Annotated in this window: 19 protein-coding genes; 10 read left to right on the top strand and 9 right to left on the bottom strand. The window is 30.1% G+C overall.

Translation table 11 applies throughout. The features are described from left to right. Position 1: 1 nt before the first annotated feature. From ACSIGC_RS10785 to ACSIGC_RS10770, 4 genes are all read left to right on the top strand, one after another. Positions 2 to 1333 carry a TlpA family protein disulfide reductase gene (locus ACSIGC_RS10785; protein WP_442264829.1) on the top strand — a complete coding sequence of 444 codons (1332 nt, stop codon included), beginning with the start codon at positions 2 to 4 and terminating at the stop codon, positions 1331 to 1333. Between the two features lie 79 nt (positions 1334 to 1412). After that, complete coding sequence (locus ACSIGC_RS10780; protein ID WP_442264828.1) at positions 1413 to 2762, top strand: TlpA family protein disulfide reductase; 1350 nt, start codon at positions 1413 to 1415, stop codon at positions 2760 to 2762. 40 nt (positions 2763 to 2802) lie between these two features. Next, complete coding sequence (locus ACSIGC_RS10775; protein WP_442264827.1) at positions 2803 to 3537, top strand: protein phosphatase 2C domain-containing protein; 735 nt, start codon at positions 2803 to 2805, stop codon at positions 3535 to 3537. After that, positions 3530 to 4390: a DMT family transporter gene (locus ACSIGC_RS10770; RefSeq protein WP_299678164.1), complete on the top strand. Its 861-nt coding sequence runs from the start codon at positions 3530 to 3532 to the stop codon at positions 4388 to 4390. Before ACSIGC_RS10775 ends, ACSIGC_RS10770 begins: the two co-directional genes overlap by 8 nt. A gap of 1 nt (position 4391) precedes the next feature. Here the strand turns inward: ACSIGC_RS10770 and ACSIGC_RS10765 are convergent, their stop codons facing one another. Further along, a complete protein-coding gene (locus ACSIGC_RS10765) occupies positions 4392 to 4979 on the bottom strand; it encodes a phosphopantetheine-binding protein (RefSeq protein WP_442264826.1) in 588 nt (195 codons plus the stop codon). Between the two features lie 5 nt (positions 4980 to 4984). Further along, entirely contained in the window at positions 4985 to 6046 is a 1062-nt protein-coding gene (locus ACSIGC_RS10760) for a hypothetical protein (RefSeq protein WP_442264825.1), read from the bottom strand. Positions 6047 to 6131: 85 nt separating this feature from the next. Here ACSIGC_RS10760 and ACSIGC_RS10755 point away from each other — a divergent pair, with 85 nt between their 5' ends. Both ACSIGC_RS10755 and ACSIGC_RS10750 read left to right on the top strand, forming a co-directional pair. Next, positions 6132 to 7160, top strand: coding sequence for an energy transducer TonB (locus ACSIGC_RS10755; RefSeq protein WP_442264824.1), 1029 nt, complete (start codon positions 6132 to 6134; stop codon positions 7158 to 7160). Between the two features lie 50 nt (positions 7161 to 7210). Then, positions 7211 to 7774 (top strand): adenylate kinase family protein, encoded by a 564-nt coding sequence (locus tag ACSIGC_RS10750; protein ID WP_442264823.1) that lies wholly within the window; start codon positions 7211 to 7213, stop codon positions 7772 to 7774. A 33-nt stretch (positions 7775 to 7807) separates the two neighbouring features. On the opposite strand, the gene dprA is transcribed toward ACSIGC_RS10750, so the two are convergent. Beyond that, entirely contained in the window at positions 7808 to 8905 is a 1098-nt protein-coding gene (dprA, locus tag ACSIGC_RS10745) for a DNA-processing protein DprA (RefSeq protein WP_442264822.1), read from the bottom strand. A gap of 100 nt (positions 8906 to 9005) precedes the next feature. Between dprA and ACSIGC_RS10740 the strand changes: the two genes are divergently transcribed. Continuing rightward, a complete protein-coding gene (locus tag ACSIGC_RS10740; protein ID WP_442264821.1) occupies positions 9006 to 9926 on the top strand; it encodes an SPOR domain-containing protein in 921 nt (306 codons plus the stop codon). 71 nt (positions 9927 to 9997) lie between these two features. Beyond that, positions 9998 to 10507 (top strand): acyl-CoA thioesterase, encoded by a 510-nt coding sequence (locus ACSIGC_RS10735; RefSeq protein WP_442264820.1) that lies wholly within the window; start codon positions 9998 to 10000, stop codon positions 10505 to 10507. On the opposite strand, the gene ACSIGC_RS10730 is transcribed toward ACSIGC_RS10735, so the two are convergent. The 6 genes from ACSIGC_RS10730 to ACSIGC_RS10705 all read right to left on the bottom strand — a co-directional run bounded on the left by ACSIGC_RS10730 (position 10504) and on the right by ACSIGC_RS10705 (position 17227). Then, positions 10504 to 11547: an AI-2E family transporter gene (locus ACSIGC_RS10730; protein ID WP_442264819.1), complete on the bottom strand. Its 1044-nt coding sequence runs from the start codon at positions 11545 to 11547 to the stop codon at positions 10504 to 10506. The two genes, ACSIGC_RS10735 and ACSIGC_RS10730, sit on opposite strands and share 4 nt — an antisense overlap. Further along, positions 11547 to 12755: a murein hydrolase activator EnvC family protein gene (locus ACSIGC_RS10725; RefSeq protein ID WP_442264818.1), complete on the bottom strand. Its 1209-nt coding sequence runs from the start codon at positions 12753 to 12755 to the stop codon at positions 11547 to 11549. The genes ACSIGC_RS10730 and ACSIGC_RS10725 overlap by 1 nt, the downstream gene beginning before the upstream one ends. Beyond that, positions 12755 to 13528 carry a DUF4292 domain-containing protein gene (locus ACSIGC_RS10720; RefSeq protein WP_442264817.1) on the bottom strand — a complete coding sequence of 258 codons (774 nt, stop codon included), beginning with the start codon at positions 13526 to 13528 and terminating at the stop codon, positions 12755 to 12757. The genes ACSIGC_RS10725 and ACSIGC_RS10720 overlap by 1 nt, the downstream gene beginning before the upstream one ends. Before the next feature lie 3 nt (positions 13529 to 13531). Then, on the bottom strand, positions 13532 to 14512 hold the full coding sequence (locus ACSIGC_RS10715; RefSeq protein WP_442264816.1) for a tetratricopeptide repeat protein: 981 nt from the start codon (positions 14510 to 14512) through the stop codon (positions 13532 to 13534). Further along, positions 14490 to 15506 carry a sugar phosphate nucleotidyltransferase gene (locus ACSIGC_RS10710; RefSeq protein ID WP_442264815.1) on the bottom strand — a complete coding sequence of 339 codons (1017 nt, stop codon included), beginning with the start codon at positions 15504 to 15506 and terminating at the stop codon, positions 14490 to 14492. Before ACSIGC_RS10710 ends, ACSIGC_RS10715 begins: the two co-directional genes overlap by 23 nt. 62 nt (positions 15507 to 15568) lie before the next feature. After that, entirely contained in the window at positions 15569 to 17227 is a 1659-nt protein-coding gene (locus ACSIGC_RS10705; RefSeq protein ID WP_442264814.1) for an ABC transporter ATP-binding protein, read from the bottom strand. Positions 17228 to 17415: 188 nt separating this feature from the next. Between ACSIGC_RS10705 and ACSIGC_RS10700 the strand changes: the two genes are divergently transcribed. Further along, entirely contained in the window at positions 17416 to 20889 is a 3474-nt protein-coding gene (locus tag ACSIGC_RS10700; protein WP_442264813.1) for a S8 family serine peptidase, read from the top strand. A 244-nt stretch (positions 20890 to 21133) separates the two neighbouring features. Then, complete coding sequence (locus ACSIGC_RS10695) at positions 21134 to 23836, top strand: GEVED domain-containing protein (protein ID WP_442264812.1); 2703 nt, start codon at positions 21134 to 21136, stop codon at positions 23834 to 23836. Positions 23837 to 23870: the final 34 nt, after the last annotated feature.

The following is a 23870-nucleotide window of genomic DNA, read 5'->3' as shown; positions in this document are numbered from 1 at the left end:
AATGAAAAAAACGATAACAATTTTAAGCTTAGCATTTTGTACGACATCAATATTTGGACAATCCATTTATGGTACGGCAAAAAACTCATCGCAAGATGTAACCTTTTCATTAAGAAACATTCATAAGAAAATGGTGAAGGAAATACCAATTCAAGGAACAAAGTTTAATACTGGAGATCTTGGAGGAATTGAGGGCTATTTTCTACTTAGAAAAAACAGTAATTCAACTTACATCTATTTAAAGCCAGAATTTAATTTAGAGGTACATTTTGATGCTAAAGATTTTAATAAAACGATAAGTTTTTCTGGTAAAGGAGCAGAGGTAAATAATTATTTGTTAGCAAAAAAGAAGTTGTTAAAAGAACGTTGGAAAGATGCTGATAGCTTTTATAACGGAAGTGAAAATGAGTATTTATCTAAAATTAGAGGGATTCATAAAGAGCTAAAAGGATTATTAAATAAAGTAGATGATGAGAGTTTTAGAAAACACGAATTGGTAGACTTACAGTTCAATTATTTAAATGATGTTTTTTACTATCCACACGCAATAAAATATCGTACAGGAAAAGAACCAAAGTTAAATGCTGATTTCTTTAGAGAGTTAAAAGATGTGTATTACGACGACGCAAAATTGTATAGTATTTATCCGTCTTACAAGAATTTAGCATCTAGTAAATGGAAGAAAGAATTAAAAAAAGCGACGAGTTTTAAGGAAATGGAAACTTCGTTCAGAAAAATTAAAACCAATCAAATTTTTGTTGATGTAATTGTAGATGCGTTATATCGAATTTCAGACACACCAGAAAAGTCGAAGTTTTACTATGAGTTGATTAGAAAATACGTTCCTAATCAAGAATTTGTCAGCAAAGCAAGAAAAAAATACAATAAGGTAAAATCTACAGCAATTGGTAAAAAAGCACCTGGATTTACTTTTGAAGATAAAGACGGAAACAAAGTATCTTTAAAAGATTTTAAAGGGAAATATGTGTTTATTGATATTTGGGCAACTTGGTGTACGCCATGTTTAAAGGAAGTACCACATTTAAAAAAAATGGCCACACAATATCAAGATAAAAACATCGTTTTTGTAGGAATTTCAGTAGATGAAAAGACAGAATACGACCTTTGGAAAAAGATGTTAAATGAAAAGGAATTAAATGGAGTGCAGTTGTTTTCAGATAACGCTTTCAACTCTGAGTTTGTGAGTGATTTTGGTGTAAGTTCGATTCCTCGTTTTATTTTAATTTCTCCTGAAGGAAAAATCGTAGAAAGTCATTTAAGCAAACCATCTCAAGAAAAAACAAAGCAGCTTTTAAACAAGCTTTTAAAATAATAGAAAGATTTATTTTAGGCATATTTATTGCTTAATAGAGAGATAAATGAGTTAATTTGTAGTGTGTAACGTAATGATTATGAAAAAAATAGTTACTTGTTTATTATTATCTAGTATTACTAGTTTATTTGGACAAAAGATATTTTTTAATATAGAAAATGATACAATTGGAAGCACTTTTTCGATTCGAAAAGTGACAAATGAAGTAGTGCGAAACATCACACTAAAAGAACTAAACTTCGAATTAGAAAAAATAAGTTTAGATGAAGGATATTACTACTTAAAAAAAGAAGATGAAGAAGTAGTTCTGTATATCAAACCAGAACATGAACTTACTATAAAATTTGACTCGGAAGATTTTAGAAATTCAATGGAGTTTTCTGGCAAAGGAGCTTCAATCAATAAGTTTTTATCAGAAAAAAACGCTTCGCGTTTAAATGGAAATGCAAATACAAGAAAGTATTTCGATCGTGAATTTTATGAAGGAGATGAAAATGCGTATCTCCGTAAAATCGACGGTTACTACAAAGGTCTCTATGGAATTTTATTCTCTGGAAACTTAGATAAAGATTTTGTTGATGAAGAAATGAAAAACCTTCAGTTTGGTTATTCTTTAGATCTATTAAGGTTTGAAGATGCTAAATCTTTTTATCAATTTAAAGATAGTATTAATCCTTCAAAAAGGTTTTTAGAACCACTAAGTCATATTCATTTTGATACCGATCATCTTTTTGAAAAATACAATTCTTACGCAGAGTTAAGTATTCTAAAATGGCGAAAAGATCTTGAAAATGCTGAGAATCTAAAAATGATGCGAGATATCTTGTCTTCAATTCGCACTGATGCTTTAAAACAAGGTGTTTTAGAGAGTTTGTTTGAATTAATGAGTAAAGACACTCCAAAAAGAACAAGAGACTATTACAGCTTAATTAAATCGAATTCTTCTACACTAGAATTAATTGCTGATGCAAGAGTGAAATATGATCAGGTTCGTTTGGTAGAAGCGTCTAAAAATTTATCTAAGTTCGATTTTCTAACAGAAAATGAAGAGGAAGTAAAACTTTCAGAATACAAAGGCAATTATATTCTAATGAATATTTGGGCTTCTTGGTGTGAAACTTGTGTCGAAGATTTTAAAACTATTGAAAAACTTAAAGATGATTACCACGATTATAATATCGTTTTTGTAAACATTTCTGTAGATAAAAAAGAGGATTTTGAAAAGTGGAAAAATATTGTTGAAAAAACGAATAAAAAAGGAACACATTTATTTTTCAATGGATCTAAAGGAAAGTTTGTGAAAACCTATAATATTTCTTCTTTTCCAACAGTAGTTTTGTTATCAGACAAAGGAAAAATTTTAAATGATAAATTGAAAATCAATAGTAAAAAAACAAGAAAAATCTTGAATAAGATTTTTATAAAGTAAAATTATAGTAGTTAAAAGTCATTCCCTATTTTTGCAGGGAATGCACATAGATTATATACTTCAAATAGGTGAATTTCACACCAACCATTGCGAAGACTTTTTACTTATTGAGAATACAGCTGATCATGAAAGATTAGTGGCTGTTTTTGATGGTTGCTCATCTGGAAATGAATCTGTTTTCGCCTCAATTTTATTCGGGAAACTATTAAGAAACATCAGTAAAAAAGAGTTCCACAAAGACTTTATCACAAAAGAAAAAACGAAATTATCGGATAAATTATATACTATTTCCGAACAATTTTTTAATGAACTAAAAGTAATTAAAAACCTGTTAGATCTAGATGTTTATGAACTACTTTCTACTCTAATTTTGGCTATTGTAAATACAGAAACAAAAGAAACAGAAATTTTAATAGCTGGAGATGGTTTAGTTACTGTTAATCAAAAACATTATGATTTTGAAAGTAGTGATAAACCTAATTATTTAGCATATCATTTAAAAGATTCTTTTCATAATTGGTATCATAATCAAACACAAAAAATTACGGTTCCTAATTTTAAAACACTTAGTTTAGCCACAGATGGAATTTTTGCTTTTAAAAACTTAAAAAACAGTAAAACGTATAAGTCTGAAAATGAAATTATTTGTTTTCTTTTACATGAAGAAAAATCAATGACATTAAAGTCAAAAATTAAGACCTTAGAAAGAAACTTTGATTATGTTCCTACAGATGATATTGCGATTATTAAAATAGAAAGTTACACAAATGAATAACTCACATTTTAAAAAGGTTTTAGGCTTACTATTAGCTACTTTTTTTATCAGTACATCGGGAGTTTTAGGTCGATATATTGCCATGCCTTCTGAAGTAATTATCTTTTTTAGAGCAGCTTTTGCTATGGTAATTTTATTTGTGTTTTTACAAATTAAAAAAGAACCGTTATCGTTAAAATCTAAAAGTCATTTTTTACCATTTCTTATTGCAGGTGTTTTCATGGGAATCCATTGGATTACCTATTTCTATGCATTAAAACTTTCGAATGTTGCAGTAGGAATGTTGTCTTTATATACATTTCCTGTTCTTATTGCTTTTTTAGAACCGGTTTTTTTAAAGGTAAAATTCAATCCGATTTATATTGTTCTTGGAGTTTTAGTTTTACTTGGTTTATACATTTTATCACCAGATTTTACTTTTGAAAACACAACCGTTCAAGGTATGATTTTCGGAGTAATTTCAGCATTGTGTTATGCCATCCGAATTTTGATTTTAAAACGTTATGTTAGTCAGTATAACGGTGTGGTTTTAATGTTTTATCAAACCGTAATTATTTCAGTTTGCCTCTTCCCTACACTATTTTTTATGGATATTTCTGGTGTACAAAGTCAGTTACCATATTTACTATTGTTGGCTTTTTTAACTACAGCAATCGGACATAGTTTAATGGTATATTCTCTCCAGTTTTTTACAGCATCAACTACAAGTATTATTAGTAGTGTACAACCAATTTTCGGAATTATTCTAGCATTCATTTTCTTACACGAAATTCCAAATATGAATACATTAATCGGTGGAAGTTTAATTTTAGCTACTGTAGTTATAGAAAGTATTCGAAGTAAGAAAAAGTAAATTAGTCAATACCTAAATCTGTTGTCATAGCATGACGAAGTTCAATCTCATTCACAGGTAAACCAACAGAATCACTTACAATTCCAACAACTATTCGTTGGATATCATACTCAGAGATTGATTCTGTAATATCAATGATTTTTTGATAGTTCAAAGAAATTATCCAGTCGACTAATTGGCCGATATTACCCTTTGTTACAGGTGATCTACGTTTGAAAATTTTTAAACCTAAAATTTTGACATGAGTATCTAATTTATCGTTAAAATCTAAAGGAACCAATTTTGGTAGTGTAAGTTGTAAAAATCTTTCTAAATCTTTCCATTGAAAGTCTAAATTATTAAGCTTAAAAATGTCCATTATCGGGGTTTTTAATTCAATGGTTATTGTACTTGATGTAGTTTCTAAGATTGCCTTTTTAAGGCGGTTAAAAAGAAGGTCTTTTCTTTTATTATTTTGATGTAAAATCCTTTTAGTTACAGCATTTATCAAATCTTGAACAGTGTAGATTTGCTCACATTCTTCATCTGGAATATCAATTTTAAAGATTTTCTCTACAGTAACAATAAGTTCAACACTATCTAATCCCATAAAACTTATCGCATAGTTACATCTTCATAATTTCGTCGTACAAAATCAAGAGCATTTTCTAAAACTTCCCCCATATTTTTACTCTTTTTAAAAGAAATATCTTTTGTAAAATCGTGAATCTGCATTTTTAAACGATCTATGTTTTCATTTGTAGAAATCTCATCATTTTTCATACAAAAAATTAATTCATTTAAACGATCTTCAGAAGATAAAATACGTTTAGCTACAATCGATCTTTCTTCTAATTTATATTGTTCAATAGAATTTTCTTGAAGCTTATCTCCTACTAATTGTACCATTGGATAATTTTCTTTGAAAAACTGCGGATAATACACTTTAAATTTTCCTTCGAAACATTGTTGATCAAAGTCAATTGCTCTAATTTTATATACCACACTATCAAAATCGTGGGTAGGAACAATCACATAATTGTACGAACGCATATCACCTAGCAAACGAATCATACAACGTTCGTTAAATTTTACAAACTCTTTGGCAATTTGAGATTTTTCAGGTTCAGTACAACTCGGTAAAATTTCTTTAATAAATGTATCTCCAGGAATTCCGGCAATATGTTCTTCGATTAAAGTGTCTTTATACACCAAAAAGTTAAGATTGTATGGCGATAAAATATGCTCTAATTCTAAACCATAAACACGTGAAGCATCTGTTTTTTTAACGTAAAAATACGTGTAGTTATCGTTCAAAACATTTCTCACTTTCACACGGAAAGGTTTTGAGTTTCCAAAAGTACAATAATCAACAGCATCAATATTTAAATATTGAATGTTGTCTTCGTTACCGTTGGAGTGTAAAATGTTGTAGACTTTCTTTAAACTCAAATCAATTTCTTGTCGATCAAATTCAGAAAAATAAACACGAACCCAAAGCGTATCTTCATCGTTCTTATCATACACAACAACAGAGCCTTGAAAGCGAAGTAAATCTTCATAAAAAATTGGAATCTTAATATTTCTGCTGTGTTCTATCAAGTAATCATTTAAAAAGTGATTGATAGGAAAAGCAGGTTTTTTTTTCGACATTAATTTTTCTTCTGAATGCTCCATTGGGGTGTTTTTTTCAAATGTAAGTATTTTAAATGAAGATTTTTTTGGAATAGTATTTGCAACCCAAATGAAAAGCTAAAAGACTATGAAAAACTATAAGATTACTATTCCAGAACCTTGTCATGAAAACTGGCAAAAAATGACCCCAAATGAAAAAGGAAGATTTTGTGCTTCTTGTTCTAAAACTGTAGTTGATTTTACTAAAAAATCGACAAAAGAAATTCAAGAATATCTTACAGAAAATAAAGGAAAAAGAGTTTGTGGTCATTTCTACAGAAAACAATTAGATTCTATAGTAATTCAATTACCAGATACTGTTTTCAATACGAATTTATCATTTCAAAAACTGTTTTTTCTAGCGCTATTTATTGCGATGGGAACAACATTATTCAGTTGTAAAACAGAACAAAAAACTCAGAAAATAGAGAAAGTGATGTTGATTGATAGCATTACTAAAATTGAAAAAACAATAGATTCCTTAACAGTTTTCAATCCGAAAGATTCTGCAATGAAAACTTCTTGTGAAACCAAAACTGTTACTAATGAAGAAGTACCTGTTGTTGGAGGTTTACCTAAACCTGAAGAAATAGAAATTGTTGAAGAAGGAGAAGTAATTGTTGAGGTAATGGGAGACATAATTGAAGAAGAAGTTATAGATATTGGAGGTGTACCTATTGTAGAAAATTACGTTGAAAGAAGAGATGGAATTGAACCGGTAATGGGAGATCTTATAACTGAAGAAAAGAAGGTTCAAGAATTTCATTCTTTTCGTTTTGTAGACAAACAACCAAGATTTAAAGGTGTTGTTAAAAGAGCAAATGAAACATGGGAAAAGAACTTTGAACGAAAAATGAATGAATTTGTAACAAAAAACTTTGATTTTTCTACTATTGAAAACTTAGGATTATCAGAAGGAAAAAAGAAAATGTTGACTCAAATTACAATTGATAGTTTAGGTAATGTAAGTAAAATTGAAACTAGAGCACCGCATCCTTTACTTAAAGAAGAACTCAAAAAACAGTTTGAAAAACTACCGCGATTTATTCCAGGAAAACACAACGGAAAAAATGTAAGTGTTCGCTATATAATTCCAATAACCTTTATGGTTGAGTAACACTTTATAAGTACATTTGTAGATAAACTTTTGAAATAGAAATTAAAAAGATGAAAATTTTAATCATCACAGGACCACCATATTCTGGAAAAGGAACACAGTGTGAAATTTTAAAGAACCTTTTAAATTATAAACACATTTCTACAGGTGATCGTTGTAGATTGGAAAAAGAACAAGGAACTGAAATCGGCAAAGAATTATCAAAATATGAAAAGAAAGGAGATTTAGTTCCAGATCAAATCATGAAAACATTATTCAGTCAAATTTTAGATGAAAACAGATCTGAAGAAGGAATTATCTTAGACGGCTATCCAAGAACTATTCCGCAAATGGACGATCTGTTAACTTTAGTTTCTGAAAAAGGATTAAGCATTGAAAAGGTAATTGATATTGAAGTTCCGAAAGAAGAACTATTACTTCGAGCTAAGAAACGAGCAGAAACTTCAAATCGAGAAGACGATAAAGATCCAGAAACGCATTTAAAACGAATTCGAATTTTTGAAGAAACCACAAAGCCAGCGATTGCTTACATGAAAACAAAGTTAGAAGTAGCAACTTTCGATGGAATGGGTTCAATAGAAGAAATTACAGCACGAATTACAGCAAGTATATAACAACAAAAAAGTCTCTTGAAAAAGAGACTTTCTTTATATTTCAAACATCTTTCCTGGCAAAGGTTTTATAATTCCTCTTAATTCCATTTGAAGTAATAAAGATGATAGTTTATATACCGGAATTTCACAATCTAATGCAATTACATCCAAGAGTTGTTTGCCGTTTTTTAATAAATAGTCATATACTTTTTGTTCTAATTCATTTAAATTAATGAATAATTCTGTCTGTTTAACAGTAGGTTTTTCTTGTACATCCCAATTCAGCATTTTTACTAAATCTTCAGCAGAACTCAATAAATGTGCTTGATTCGATTTTATTAAATTGTTACAGCCTTTACTGTAATAATCTGTTATTTTTCCTGGAACTGCAAAAACATCACGATGATAAGAATTAGCGATATCTGCGGTAACTAAAGCTCCTCCCCGTTCAGCAGATTCTATAATAATTGTTGCTTTAGACATTCCAGCAACTATTCTATTTCGTTTTAAAAAATTTTCACGCATAGGTTGTTCGTTATGCCAAAACTCAGAGATAATTCCGCCGTTATTCATAATTTTTGGCAAAAACTGTTTGTGTTTTTTCGGATAAATCTCATTAAGTCCGTGAGCCAAAACAGCGATATTTTGTAAATCATAATCAAAAGCTGTTTGATGTGCGCAAATATCTACACCATAGGCAAGTCCGCTTACAATTAAAGGATTATATTTAGCTATATCTTCAATGAAATTTCTGCAAAATTCCCTTCCATAATTTGTCATATTTCGAGTTCCAACAATAGAAATAATACGATCAGTTTTCCAATTTAATTTTCCGTCATAAAAAAATAATAATGGAGCATCTGTACAATTTTGTAGATTTTTAGGATAATCAGCATCAAAACAATATGAATAAGAAATTTTATGTTTCTGAATATATTCAAGTTCTTTGGTGGCTAATAGAAGTGTTTTTTCATTGAGAAGATGTTGAACAATGTACTCTCCTATCCCATCGATTTTAAGTAAAGCAGATTTTTTTTCTTTAAAAATTTGCGATGCAGATCCCAGCGTGCGTATCAATTTTTTTGATATAATATCACCAACTTTTGGTGTTGACTGTAAACGCAATACAGCCAATAGTTCTTTTTCTAGCATTTTCTTTTTCTTAATTTAGAAGACCAAAATTTTAAAAAATCTAGTCTACTAAACACAAATATACTTTTTTTAAATCAACAAAAAAGCTAACTTTGTACTTATGATGATGAAAAGCTACATAAAGGAATTATTATATCGTTACGATTGTGTGATCGTTCCGAACTTTGGAGGATTTGTTACAAACACAACTACAACTCAATTAGTTGATGGTGTTTTTTATCCACCTACAAAGAAGATTTCTTTTAATGCACAGTTGCAACATAACGATGGTTTGTTAGCAAATGAAGTAGCTTCGATTTTAAACATTTCATTTGAAGAAGCTGTAGCTAAAATTTCTGAAGTTGTTACTGAATGGAAAACAACTTTAAAAGTTGGAGCTTTAGAAATTAATGAAGTGGGTACTTTGGTTTTAAATGAAGAAGATCAATTAGTATTTAAGCCAGAAAGTACTACAAATTTCCTTACGAGTTCTTTTGGTTTCTCATCTGTAAGTTATCCTGTAATTGAAAAAGAAGAAAAGGTAATACCTCTACCAACAATTACTTCTTTTGATGAAGAGCAAATAACACAAGATGAGCAAACTACAAATAAGCCATTTAGAATTACTAAATACGCAGCAGCGGCTGCAATACTTTTAGCTGGTGCGGCTGCATTTCAACAATTTGCACCTAAAAGTAACCTTGATACTTTAGTAGCAGAACAAAATTTAGTAGAAGAGAAAATTCAGAAAGCGACTTTTGTTATTGGTGATAAATTACCAACAATAAGTTTAGACATTACTAAGGAAAATAAGGAAACTGTTTTCATTATTGCAGGAGCTTTTCAATTAGAAGAGAATGCAGAAAAGAAAATAGCAGAATTAAAACAAAAAGGATATAGTAATGCTAAGATTATTGGAAAAAACCAATGGGGCCTTACTCAAGTTTCTGTAGCTAGTTATTCTTCTAAAGAAGCTGCAAAAGAGGCTATTGAAACTATTCGTGAAGAAGCATCTAAAGATGCTTGGATTCTTGTAAAGTAAAAACGATATTTTCTTGATTAAAATTTTAATCCTTTCTTAGGGTTTAATTATCTTTGCGGCAAATTTTAGATATGGAAGCTAAAACGCCACAACAATCAAAAACAGTACTTACAGATTTAGTATTACCTGGAGAAACGAATTATTTAGATAATCTTTTCGGAGGAGAATTATTAGCTCGTATGGATAGAGCGTGTAGTATTGCTGCTCGCCGTCATTCTAGGAGAATTGTTGTAACAGCTTCTGTAAATCACGTAGCATTTACCAAGTCTGTTCCAGTTGGAAGTGTAGTTACTTTAGAAGCGAAGGTTTCTAGGGCTTTTACATCGTCTATGGAGGTTTTTGTTGATGTTTGGATAGAAGACCGTCAATCAGGTGAAAAAACGAAGGTAAATGAAGGTATTTATACGTTTGTAGCCGTAGACGAAACAGGGAAACCTGTGCCAATTCCTAAAATAAATCCACAATCAGAATTAGAACAACAACGTTTTGATGGAGCTTTACGAAGAAAACAATTAAGTTTAATTTTAGCTGGTAAAATGCAACCTAAAGAAGCTACAGAACTTAAAGCTTTGTTTGATTAGTCTTTCTTTGTAATTTTATCTATTTCACCATTCTCTGAAAGCATAATAGCTATTGATCTTGTTTTTTCAAATTGAGAAAATACAATAATCATAATTACAGTGATAGGAACCGATAGTACCATTCCTGTAATTCCCCATATTTTGCCCCAAACAGATAAAGCTAAAATAGTTACTAAAGGGCTTAAATTTAAAGATTTACCAAATAAACGTGGTTCAATTACATTACCTACAACAACTTGAATTGCTCCAACAGCTAAAGCAATAATTATAAATGGAGTAAACTCTCCAAACTGAAGTAAACTAAAAATTGCAGGGAAAATTGTTCCTATCAAAGAACCTACAGTTGGAATGTAGTTTAATAAGAAGATTAAAAAGGCCCAAAAAGGTGCGCTATCTACACCAACAAAAAGCAAAACAAAATAGCTTAAAATACCAGTTAAAAGGCTTACATAGGTTTTTAAACGCAAGTAATTTGAAATTGAATCTTCAATTTTATCTAGCATTGTTTGGATATTGTTATAATTATTTCCTTTGCTTAGAATCATATATAACTTTTTTACAAAGCTACGCTCCTCAAGAAATAAGAATAAGGCATAAATAATAATCATAAATGTATCACCTAATAAACCACTTACACCATTTGCGATATCACCTAAAACAGAACCGTAATTAAAATCTCCTACAACAGATTTTATAGATGTTAAAATATCTACATTTAAATAATTACCTAAATCAGTTATAATACGTTCTATATTAGGTTCGTATTTTGTGTATGATTCGGTAACATTAGTAACGCTATTAGTAATAATTTCAGAAATAAAACCAAAGGCTAAAATGATTATAGAAAAGACCAAAATGTTGCTAATCCATTTTGGGATGAATTTTTCTGCAAAAGGAATTTTATAGATAAGTTTTCTGATTTCTCTAGTAAAAAACCAGAAGATAACAGCAAAAATGAACGGAATTAAAATTCCTTTACCAATTACTAAAACAGCAATAATAGCTGTAGTAACTATAATAAAATTAGAAGCTTTATTCATTAATTTGATTTAATCCAGTTAGCAGGATCTAGTTTTTGGGTGTTTTTTGAAAGTACAAAAAGCAATTCTGTTTTTCCGGTTACTCTATTGGTAAAAACTTTTCCAATAGGAGTTCCAGTAGTAACGTTTTGGTTGTTTTTTACAAAGACAGTTCTAAGGTTAGAGTATGTTGTAATATAATCTCCATGCTGAACCATAACACTTTTTGTTCCTTTATCTGTTTTAATAATACTTAAAACCTTCCCATTAAAAACACTTTTTGCATCATCTCCTTGTTTTCCTCTAATGTGTAAACCAGTACCATTAATCGTAATCGATTTAAATGTAGGATGCGGTTGTTTTCCAAATTTTCTGGTAATAACCCCATTAATTGGCCAAGGTAATCTCCCTTTATTTTGCTCGAAGTTCGCTTTTAAAGTTTTTTCAGCTTTGGTTAATAAAAATTCTCCTTTTTTTGCTTTTCCTTTTTTTCCTTTATTTGCCTTTGCAATAGCTGCTCTAATAATTCGATCAATTCTTTTAGCAACAGCTTTTTCTTCTTTTATTTTTTTATTTAACTGTCGTTTATATTTACTTTCTTGTTTTTTTATTTTCGTAACTAACTCTTCTTGTTCTTCTTTTTCGCTTTCTATTCTGTTTTTTTGGTTAGTTTCTGTGTTAATTAAAACTTTTTTCTGATTTTTCTTTTTAGTTAAAGAATCATTTAAGCGTTCTATTTCTTTAGTTTTATATATAATTTTTTGCGCTTGTTTTTTCCTAAAACTTTTATATTGTTCAATGTATTTTATTCTCTTATATGCTTGTAAGAAATCTTCTGAAGATAGTAAAAACATGGTTTTACTTTGCTGTGATTTACTCTTATACGATTTAAAAACCATATCAGCATAATCGGCTTTTAAATTTTTTAGTTCTGTATTATTTACAGTTATTTTCTTTTCATTTTGCTTAATTTCTTTATTCAATTCTTCTGTCTCTAACCGAATTGTTTCAATAAGCTGTTCACGAACAGTTATTTTCTGACTTAAATCTTTTAAGTCATCTAAAGCGTTTGTTTTTTCTTTTTTAGTTTCAAAAAGTAATGAGTTAATCTTTTTTATGTCCTTGTTTATCTTTTTACGGCGTTTTTCAAGCTCTTTTCTCCCTTGTGCATGAGATGAAAGAGAAATGCATAAAAAACTTAAAATAGATATGTAAAAAAGCTTTTTCACTATAATTTGATTTCTTTATATCCAGAAGGTATTCTGAATGGCATTTCTAAATTAGTATTGAAGTTAATAGATCTAACTTCTATATTAATGTTGGTAAATTTATTCTTCTCTTTAGCTGTAATTACTGTTCTTTTAGGAAATAATAAATTATCTTTTTTAATATAATCAGTATAATCAATATCTAATCGCTGTTCTTTTAATTGATTAACTAAATATTGTTTTTTTAATTTATAGTGATCGGGGTGTATTTGATAAAAAATATCAAATAACAAAGGTTGTTTTTTAGGATGAAGTTGATAAGAGCGATTCACAATATCAACTTTTTGTTTATTCTCAGATATATTTAGAACGGCTTGACCCAGTAACATATTTTGAAGTTGTTCAAAATTAACATCAAAACCTAAAAGTTTCTTTAGCATAGTAAAATCACCTTCAAAATAATTTTTTTTGTACGGAGAATAAAAGCTTACTTTTTCTGGAGTTATTTTAGCTTTAAAAACAGTAATAATTTTAGTTCCTTTTAACCATATAACTTCATCTTTTTTGATTTTCATTTTTACTGAAAAACCAATATCTTCTTTTTTGTCTTTGTATCTAACTTTTAATTTTGCATCGATAGTATTTCCTTCAAAATTAGAAGCTAAATGCCTTTTAACTACTTTTCTTGCAGATAAGTTTTTTATAGCAGAAGTACTTGTAGTTTCTTTAGTAGATTTACAAGAACTTAAAGTTGCGATAATTAATGTGGTAAGTATAAAGTATACTTTTTTCATTGATTACTTAATTTTTTTCTGGTATTTGTTAATGTTTTGGGTATCTCCAGTTCCTTTGTAAGCTTTCAATAACTCTACATAAAACTTTTGTTCCATTTTTCTGTCATCAATAACAAAATCAATACCATTTTGAAGTGTTTCTATAGCTTTTTTATATTGCTTAGTATTATTTAACGCAATACCATTCATAAGATATACCAAAGGTTGTGCAGGAAATAAACCTAAACCTTTTTCACTATATAAAAGCAAATCTTTATTGCTCTTGTTTTTTTCAAGTTGTTTTAAAAGAGAAGTTAAGTTTTTGAATGATTTATCATTGTTAAATACAGTTTGTAAATCTTCCTTTACAATAGATTTTTTAATCGAACGATCAATTTTATTAACGTTCTCTAACTGATTTTTTAATCTGCGTAAACGGCCATCTAAAAGTTTTGCTTTTTCTAAATCGTTAAGAAGTTTTTTAGCTTTAGACCTTTCATTATTCATTAAATAAAGAAAGGCTAACTCTCTCTTTTTTTTAGGGAATTTTTCGCCTATTTTCTGTTGAATTTCAATAGCTTTATCAAAACGACCAGATTTCCTGTATACTTTAACTAAGTGTTCACGAATCCAAAGATTTTCTGGGTCTTTAGTTAATGCTTGATTTGCATATTCTGTAGCTTCTGGAATTTTCTTTAATTCAAAATAGTTTTTAGAAAGTTCGAAAAGTACTGCTTTATCATCGGGGATGATGGTGTTACATTCTTCTAATTGTTGTATTGCTTTTTGATGATTGTTTATAGCTTTAGAAGTTATAGCATCAAAAAACAATTGCTCAAATTCAATTAGCTTTTTTTCAGAAATAGAAGCTTCTAAAACAAGACTGTCTTGAGCATAAATTTGAGAATTAATAAAAAACAAAAAGGAGAGGAGAAAAGGTAAGATTTTAAATACCTTTTTATACTCTCCTAAAGTTTCTTTTTTATGTAAGTTCTGTATAATCACCGATACTTATTGATGTAAATTTTCCATTAAATTTAGTAAAATTACCAATCATAGCGTTATCAAAATTGGCATTGCTTATTTGCACATTCGTTTGAATTAGAGAGTTTGTTATCGTAGCGTTTTCTACAATACTGTCTTCTCCTATAGATACATAAGGACCTATTTTTGTGTTTTTCAACACAACATTTTTACCTACATAACAAGGTTGAATAATTTCTGAATTTTCCAATACAACATCATCAGAAACTAAATTATTACCGTCAGCAGCTTCAAATTCTAATACTTGTTTGTTAGTATCAACCGTTGGATCTTTTTTACCGCAATCCATCCATGCATCAACTTTACCAGGTATAAATTTAGCACCTTGTTGCTTTAAAGATTCTAAAACATTTGTTAATTGATATTCATTATTTTCTTTTAGGTCGTTATCAATTAAATATTGAATTTCTTCTTTAACTTTATCTCCGTTTTTAAAGTAATAGATTCCAATAATTGCTAAATCAGATACAAATTCTTTAGGTTTTTCAATAAAATCTGTAATAAATCCGTTGTCTAATTTTACAACACCAAAAGCGCTTGGATCTTCAACTTGTTTTACCCAAATAGCACCATCAGCATTTGTGTCTAAAGTGAAATCAGCTTTAAATAAAGTATCAGCATAAGCTACAACACATGGTCCACTTAAAGATTCTTTAGCACAGTAAATAGCATGTGCAGTTCCTAGAGCTTCTTCTTGAACATAAACTGAACCTTTTGCTCCTAAATTATTAGCAATTTCAATCAGTTTTTGTTTTGTGTTTGAAGGAAAACCTTTTTTAGCAGGACCGATAACAAAAGCGATTTCTTCTATTTGTTGATCGATTACTTTACTGATATCTTCAACTAATCGCTGTACGATTGTTTTTCCAGCAATTACAGTTAAAGGTTTAGGAGTAGTAAGAGTATGAGGACGTAAGCGAGAGCCTACACCTGCCATAGGAACAATAATTTTCATTTAATCTTTCTAGTTTATTTTATTACCGCAATATACTATATTAATTTTTTTTGAGGTAAGGATTATATTCCTTTAGGAATAGCATTGATTAGAGTTTTTGTATATTCTTTTTTAGGGTTTTTATAAATATCATCTGCATCACCAATTTCTTCAATTTTTCCAGTATTCATTACAATAAGTTGATCAGACATATATTTTACAACAGAAAGGTCATGAGATATAAAAATGTAAGTGAAATTGTATTTTAATTTTAACTCGTTCAAGAGGTTTAAAATTTGAGCTTGAACAGAAACATCTAAAGCAGAAACTGATTCATCACAAATTAACAATTTGGGGTGTAAGGCTATAGCTCTAGCAATTCCTATTCGTTGACGTTGTCCACCTGAAAATTCATGAGGATATCTATTATAATGAGTAATATCTAAACCAACATTTTTAAAAAGTTCTAAAACATAATCTTTTCTTTCTTTTTTATTAGATAGAATTTTATGAACTGTCATTGGTTCCAAAATCGCTTCACCAACTGTTTTTCTGGGATTTAATGAAGAAAAAGGATCTTGAAAGATAATTTGAATATCCTTTCTTATTAGTTTTAATTCTTTTGTGTTGAGTTTAGTAATGTCTTTTCCTTGAAAGAAAATTTCACCGTCTGTAGCTTCTTCTAATTGTAAAATAGTTCTAACTAAAGTTGATTTTCCACAGCCTGATTCTCCTACTAAACCTAATGTTTCGCCTTGGTATAAAGAAAAAGAAACATCATTTACTGCTTTTACTATGTTTGGTTTTGTAAATAAAAATGATTTAGAGATAAATTCTTTTTTAAGATTTTTGACTTCTAAAAAAGGAGCTGTATTATAAATTTTTTTATGATAAGCTTTTCTTTCTTCTTTTGAAAAAAAATTGTTTTCTACAGTTTCATTAATAAAATCTTTTACCGTTGGCAGCTTTTTTAAACGCACATTATCTTTTGGTTTAGAGTTAATCAATGCTTTGGTGTAGTTTTCTTTCGGGTTTTTGAATACTGTAGTGGCATTTCCGTATTCTACAAGTGCTCCTTTGTACATAACAAGAACATCATCTGCAATTTCTGAAACTAAATTTAAATCATGTGAAATAAAAAGAATGCTCATTTTAGTTTCTTCTTGTAAATTTTTTAATAATAATATTATTTCTTTTTGAACGGTTACATCTAGTGCTGTTGTTGGTTCATCAGCGATTAACAAAGCAGGTTTACATGCGATAGCCATAGCTATCATTACACGTTGTTTTTGACCACCACTAATTTCATGTGGAAAACTATTATAAATTTGTTTAGGTCTTGGTAATTTTACTTTTTCAAATAAAGAAATTACTTCTTCTCTAATCTCTTGTTTAGATAGCTTTGTGTGTAGAGATAAAATTTCAGCAACCTGTTTGCCACATGTTATTGTTGGATTTAAAGAACTCATAGGTTCTTGAAAAATCATAGAAATTTTGTTTCCTCTATATTTTCGAAATTCTTTTTCTGAAAGAGTTAATAATTCTTTTTCGTTAAACAAAATTTCTCCACATGTTTTAGCTTCTTTTGGTAGTAATCCCATTATAGCTAAAGATGTTAACGATTTTCCACTGCCACTCTCACCAACAATACCTAAAATCGAGTTGAATTTTATTTTGAAATTAAGTTTGTTAATTACTTTAATTCCTTTGAATGAAATTGAAAAATCCTTAATTATAACCATAAAAAATGATGTAAAAATACTGTATTATTAAAAAACATAGGGTAACTCTATCTATTTTAAATAATTAACCTTGTTTTTTTTGGATTAAAATAAAAAAAAATTATATTTGGCGCACTATTAACAAAATTTTAAGGTTTCGTTTAGGTTTAATTAAACACGAAAACTTATATTTTATAACCCTTCAAAAAATGAAAAACAATTACTTGCCAAAAGTATTGCTTTTCGCTGGTTTGTTGTCTTTTGGATTACAATCTAATGCACAAAGCGAAAAGCAAATTGAGCAAATTCGTAGTAAGTACGATTTGACAAAACTTCAAAGTATTAAAAAGAACATCCAAACCAAAGAAAGTAAGCAAAAGCGCGAAGCTCTTCAAATGGCTAAACAAAAAGGATGGGAAACAAGAATTCTTAAAAAAGATGGAAGTATTATGGAGCTTCAGAGAGTTGTAAATGGTAAGCCTATTTACTATACAACTTTTAATGTTGATGCTGCAAAATCTACTAGAACAAATCATTTACATTCAGGAGGATCGTTAGGATTAAACTTAATGGGACAAGGAATGACTGCAAATGTTTGGGATGGTGGAGGAACACGTAACACTCACCAAGAATTTGATGGTGCAGGAGGAAATAATCGTGTTACTACAATAGATGGTTCTACTTTAAATGGAAATAGTTTTCATGCTCAGCACGTAACAGGAACAATTGTTGCTTCTGGTGTACAAGCTGATGCTAAAGGTATGGCGCCACATGCAAAAGCAAGAACTGCAGATTGGAATAATGATAAATCTGAAGCAACTACAGAGGCTTCTAATGGTATGATTATTTCTAATCACTCATATGGTTTTGCTTTTAGAAATCAGTTAGGTCAAGTTCAATTACCACAGCATTATTTTGGTGGTTATATAGATGAATCTCGTGAATGGGATGAGATATTATTTAATGCACCAAACTACTTAATGGTTGTTGCTGCTGGTAACGATGGTAATGATAACACTGCAAATAATAATCCAACTGGAGGATCAGGATGGGATAAATTAACAGGACATTCAACTTCTAAAAACAATTTAGTTGTAGCTAATGCTCAGGATGCTAATATAGACGCTAATGGAAATTTAGTTTCTGTTTCTATAAATAGCTCGAGTAGTGAAGGACCAACTGATGATATGCGTATTAAACCAGATATTACTGGTAATGGAACAGGAGTATATTCTACTTATGATAATAGTGATACAGCATATAATTCTATTACTGGTACGTCAATGGCTTCTCCAAATGTAACAGGTTCTTTATTGTTATTACAACAACATTATGGAGATCTTAATAGCGGAAGTTTAATGAGAGCTGCAACTTTAAAAGGTTTAGCGCTTCATACTGCTGATGATGCAGGAGCTTCAGGACCAGATGCTGTTTTTGGATGGGGGCTTTTAAATACAAAGAGAGCTGCTGAAGCAATTACTGCTAACGGAAATGGATCAAAAATAGAAGAGTTAACATTAAATAGTGGACAAACATATACTATTACTGTTGATTCAGATGGAACAAGTCCATTATTAGCTTCTATTTCTTGGACAGATAGACCAGGTACTGCTAATACTACTGTAAATTCAACTACGCCAGTTTTAGTAAATGATTTAGATATTAGAGTGACTAAAGGAGGAACTACTTATTTTCCATATGAATTAACAAGTCCTACTACGAGTGCAAAGCAAGATAATAATGTAGATCCTTATGAAAGAGTTGATGTTAATGGAGCGTCAGGAACTTATACGATTACAGTTACTAATAAAGGAAGTTTAGTTGGTGGAAGTCAAGCGTTTTCATTAATAGTTACTGGTGTTACTGGTACTCCTGCAGTTTGTAATGCAACTATTCCTACGGGTGTTGGTGTTACTGGAGTCTCTCAAACAGAAGCTACTGTTAACTGGTCGTCAGTTGCTAGTGCGACTTATGATGTAAGATATCGTCAAACAGGTACTTCTTCTTGGACTGTAAATGCAGTTTCATCAACTACTACTAGTTTATCAGGATTAAGTGCTGGAACTCAGTATGAAGTACAAGTTCGTAGTAAGTGTTCTGATGGAACAAATTCTGCGTATAGTTCTTCAACTACATTTACAACAAATACACCAGCTGCATGTCAAGCTTTACCATACAGTGAAAGTTTTGAGAGTAATGATGGTTGGACTCAAGTTGGTGGAGATGATGGAGACTGGGTTAGAGATAGTGGAGGTACTCCTTCAAGTAGTACAGGACCAAGTTCTGGAGCGGATGGTTCATTCTATATGTTCCTTGAAGCTTCTACTAATGGTAGTGCAGGGCAAATAGGAAATAATGCTACGGCTATTTTAGAAAGTGGATGTTTTGATTTATCAGGAAAATCATCAGCTACATTTGCGTTTAAAAACCATATGTATGGTACAGATATGGGATCTTTAAAAGTTCAGGTTTCTTCAAATGACGGAGCTACTTGGACTGATGTTTGGAATCTATCAGGAAATCAAGGAAATCAGTGGAATTCTGCTTCTGTAGATTTAGCTAGCTATTTAGGAGCTACTATTAAATTAAGAATTGTAGGTTCTACAGGAAATGGATGGAGAAGTGATGTTGCTATTGATGATTTAGAGTTAACAGCTGTAAATGCAGGATCAGATACTCAAGCACCTTCTGCACCATCAAATGTTCAAGCCTCAAGTATTACACAAACTACAGCTACTGTTAGTTGGTCTGCTTCTACAGATAATGTAGGTGTGACTGCTTATGAAGTATTCCAAGGTTCTACAAGTTTAGGAACTGTTACAGGAACTTCTGCAAATTTAACAGGTTTAACAGCTGATACATCTTACACAATTTCAGTAAGGGCTCAAGATGCTGCAGGGAATGTTTCAAATGCTGGAACAGTTACATTTACTACATTAAGCGATAACCCAACACCAACTTATTGTACTTCTAGTGGTAGTAGAACTCAATATGAATGGATTGATAAAGTAGCTATAGGAGGAATTAACAATGTTACAGGAGCAGGTTCTGGATATTCAGATTTTACTGACCAAGTAGGAACTTTAGTTAGAGGAACTACCAATTCTATTGTAATTAGTGCTGGTTTCTCAGGATCTTCTTATACTGAATTTTGGGGTGTTTGGATTGATTTTAATAGGAATGGAACATTTGAAGATAGCGAAAGAGTAACTTCTGGATCTTCTTCAAGCTCTGGAGATTTAACAGATAGTACTGTTATAGTACCAGCTGATGCAGTATTAGGAAATACAAGAATGCGTGTTTCTATGAAATATAACTCTAACCAAACAGCTTGTGAAAACTTTGGAGATGGAGAAGTGGAAGATTATACTATTAATATTGTTGCTTCATCAACAAGTTCAAATTTATTCACAACATTTAGTGATGCAGATGAGTTAGGTAATGAAGATGCAATGAGTGTAGTTGCATATCCAAATCCTGCAAGAGACTTTGTTGAAGTAAAACTTAATACTAAAGGAGATGCATTAAATTCATATAAAATTGTTAATACTATTGGACAAGTAGTTCAAAAAGGTGAATTAACAAATGGAAGAATTAATGTTTCTAAATTAAATTCTGGTATGTATATATTAGAAGTTAATTATGGACCAAAAATATATAACACTAAATTGGTTAAAAGATAAACCCTTCAATTATTTACAACCAATCATAAAGCTCAAACTTTTGTTTGAGCTTTTTTTTTAGTTTTTAAGAATAAAAAAAAACAGGATAAACCCCTGTTTTTTAGTTTTTAAGAGTTTTTAAGAGTTTTTTTAATTAACTTTATAATGAAGCTCTAACTAACCTATGAGTATCTTTATTGGTATCCCCCTTCCTCGAAAGGATTAGATTACTAATCAATTGTGTAACCCCCAAACACGAGAGGACATGAAGAATACGTTCTTATTATTACTAACTATTCTTCTTTCTGTAACAATTACTTCGCAAGAAAGAAGAACCTGTTACTCAAATGAAAATCTAGAGTACAGGAAACAAAAGACTCCAGAGATCCAACACAAAATGGATCTAATTGAGTATCATGCTCAAATGAGAATACAACGAATGGAAAGGTTTCAAAACAAACAAGAAGAAAAACCTATCACTATTCCAGTCGTAGTACACATTATTTATAATAATGAATTAGAGAATATTAGTGACGATCAAGTTCAATCCCAAATTGATGTATTGAATGAAGATTTTAGTAAGACTACTCCGTATCTAACTGATAAATGGCCTCAAGCTGCAGATGTAGGTATACGATTTCAGTTAGCTTCGGAAGATCCTTATGGTAATTCAACTAAAGGAATTACTAGAAAATCGAGTAAAAAAACATCTTGGGGAGCTCAAGACGTTATGAAAAACTCAAAATCTGGTGGAACGGATCCATGGAATACCTCTGAGTATTTAAATATATGGGTTTGTAATATCGGAAACGGAATTTTAGGTTATGCACAATATCCTGGTGGAAAATCAGAGACTGATGGTGTTGTTGTAAATCCAAAATATTTCGGCTCTTCAGATAAAGGAAATAACTTTTATTTAAGTCCACCTTTTGATAAAGGTAGAACAACTACTCATGAGGTAGGACATTTTTTAAACCTTCGTCATACGTGGGGAAATAGTAGAAGTTGTGATTCTGATGATTTGGTTACTGATACACCAAAATCTAATGGACCTAATTATGGTTGTCAAACTGGAACTATTTCTTGTGGCTCTGAAGATATGGTAGAGAATTTTATGGATTATTCAGATGATGCTTGTATGAGTGTTTTTACATCTGGACAAAAGGTTAGAATGCATGCTGTTTTAATGGAAGGAGGATTTAGGCATGATCTAACAAAATCTAATAAATTTAATACAATATCAACAGAATTATTTACACCTAGAAATATAATGATTTCAGAGTTAAAATCTACAGAAGCTCATGTTTCTTGGGATGAAGTAAAAGGAGGGTCTTATGTTTTAAGATACCGTTTGGTAGGTGCTGAAGATTGGAACGAAACTTTTGCGTTACAAACATCAATCGTTTTAAGAGGATTGCAAGATAATTCGGAATATGAAATGCAAATAAAAAGTGTTAGCGCACAAGAAGAATCTTCTTATTGTGAGTATGTTAAGTTTACTACTTTAGAAAAAGATAGATACTGTGTATCTAAACCTTTAAATGCTAATGAACTTTATATCGATGAATTTGTTATTGGTGGTGAAAGTAATAACTCTGGACTTACAGAGGGTTATTCTGATTTTATTAGTCAAACAAAAGAGTTGATTAAAGAACATCAAATCAATATAGAAATCAAACCAAAATGGAAAGATGATATAAAATATGATAGTGGTTATGCTGTGTTTATAGATTATAATCAAGATGGTGATTTCGACGATGAAGAAGAAATGGTATGGAAACAAGAAAAAACATCAAAATCACTAATTGAGGGAAGTTTTTTTGTTCCTGAATTTGCTGTAGAAGGAGAAACAAGATTACGTGTTATAATGAAATATGAAGGTGTGCCTGATAGTTGTGGTGTATTTGATTATGGAGAGGTGGAGGATTATACAGTTATAATTACTAAAGAAGATCACGATAAGCATGAATATGAAGAGTACATAGATTTTGAGGTTTTAGGTATAACAACCACATCAATTAAAGTAAATTTAAATCATACTCGAAATAGATTAAATGTTTTAGGTTATGAAGTGTATCTAAATAATCAATTGTATGGCACAGTTAAAGCTCCTCAAATTGAATTTTTAGATTTAGAACCAGAAACAGATTATATAGTTGGTGTTAAATCAATTTTAGAGTGTCCTGATGTAGATGTAGAAGTATTCGAAGTTTCTGTTTCAACATTAAAAAATGAATTGCTTTATTGTGATTCACGAGGACAGAAATCAACTTATGAATGGATTGATAAAGTTGAAATAGGAGAAATTTCAAATTATTCAAACTCCAATGATGGTTATGCAGATTTTACAGCTTTAGAAACTAATTTAATAAGAGGAGTAGAAACACCAATTGTAGTTAGTGCAGGTTTTTTAAGCTTTACTTATACGGAGTTTTGGTCGGTTTGGATTGACTTTAATCAAGATGGTTCGTTTTCTGATGAAGAAAAAGTTGTATACGGATCTTCAAATAGTAGAGAGGATTTGTATGGTATGATTAATATTCCTGAAACAGCATTACTAGGTAAAACAAGAATGAGAGTTTCAATGAAATATAAATCAATACAAACATCATGTGAATTTTTTTCAGAAGGAGAGGTGGAAGATTATACGATTAATATAATTGATGATCAAAATTCTGGAGATTTAAAAGAGGCTGATATCACAGGAGCGTTTGCTATAGGTGAGGTTGATGTGTTAAAAATTACGGCATATCCAAATCCAACTATAGATTATATTAATGTTGTTTTAGATGAAAAACAAGAACATGAAGTGATTTCTTATAATATTATAAATTCTAAAGGACAAATTGTTAAAAGTAACAATGTTAATGATTTAAGAATAGATATTTCAAATTTAACCTCAGGTGTATATATATTTGAGTTTTTTGACGGTCAGAAGAGATTTCAAACCAAAATAGTTAGAAAATAATCCCCTTTTTTTAATTGTTTAGTTTAAACCCGAG

This window comes from Tenacibaculum aquaeponti (genome assembly GCF_052084715.1).
GTDB lineage: Bacteria > Bacteroidota > Bacteroidia > Flavobacteriales > Flavobacteriaceae > Polaribacter.
The sequence above is the reverse complement of the archived record's forward strand: the minus strand, read 5'-3'. Positions and strand labels throughout refer to the sequence as shown.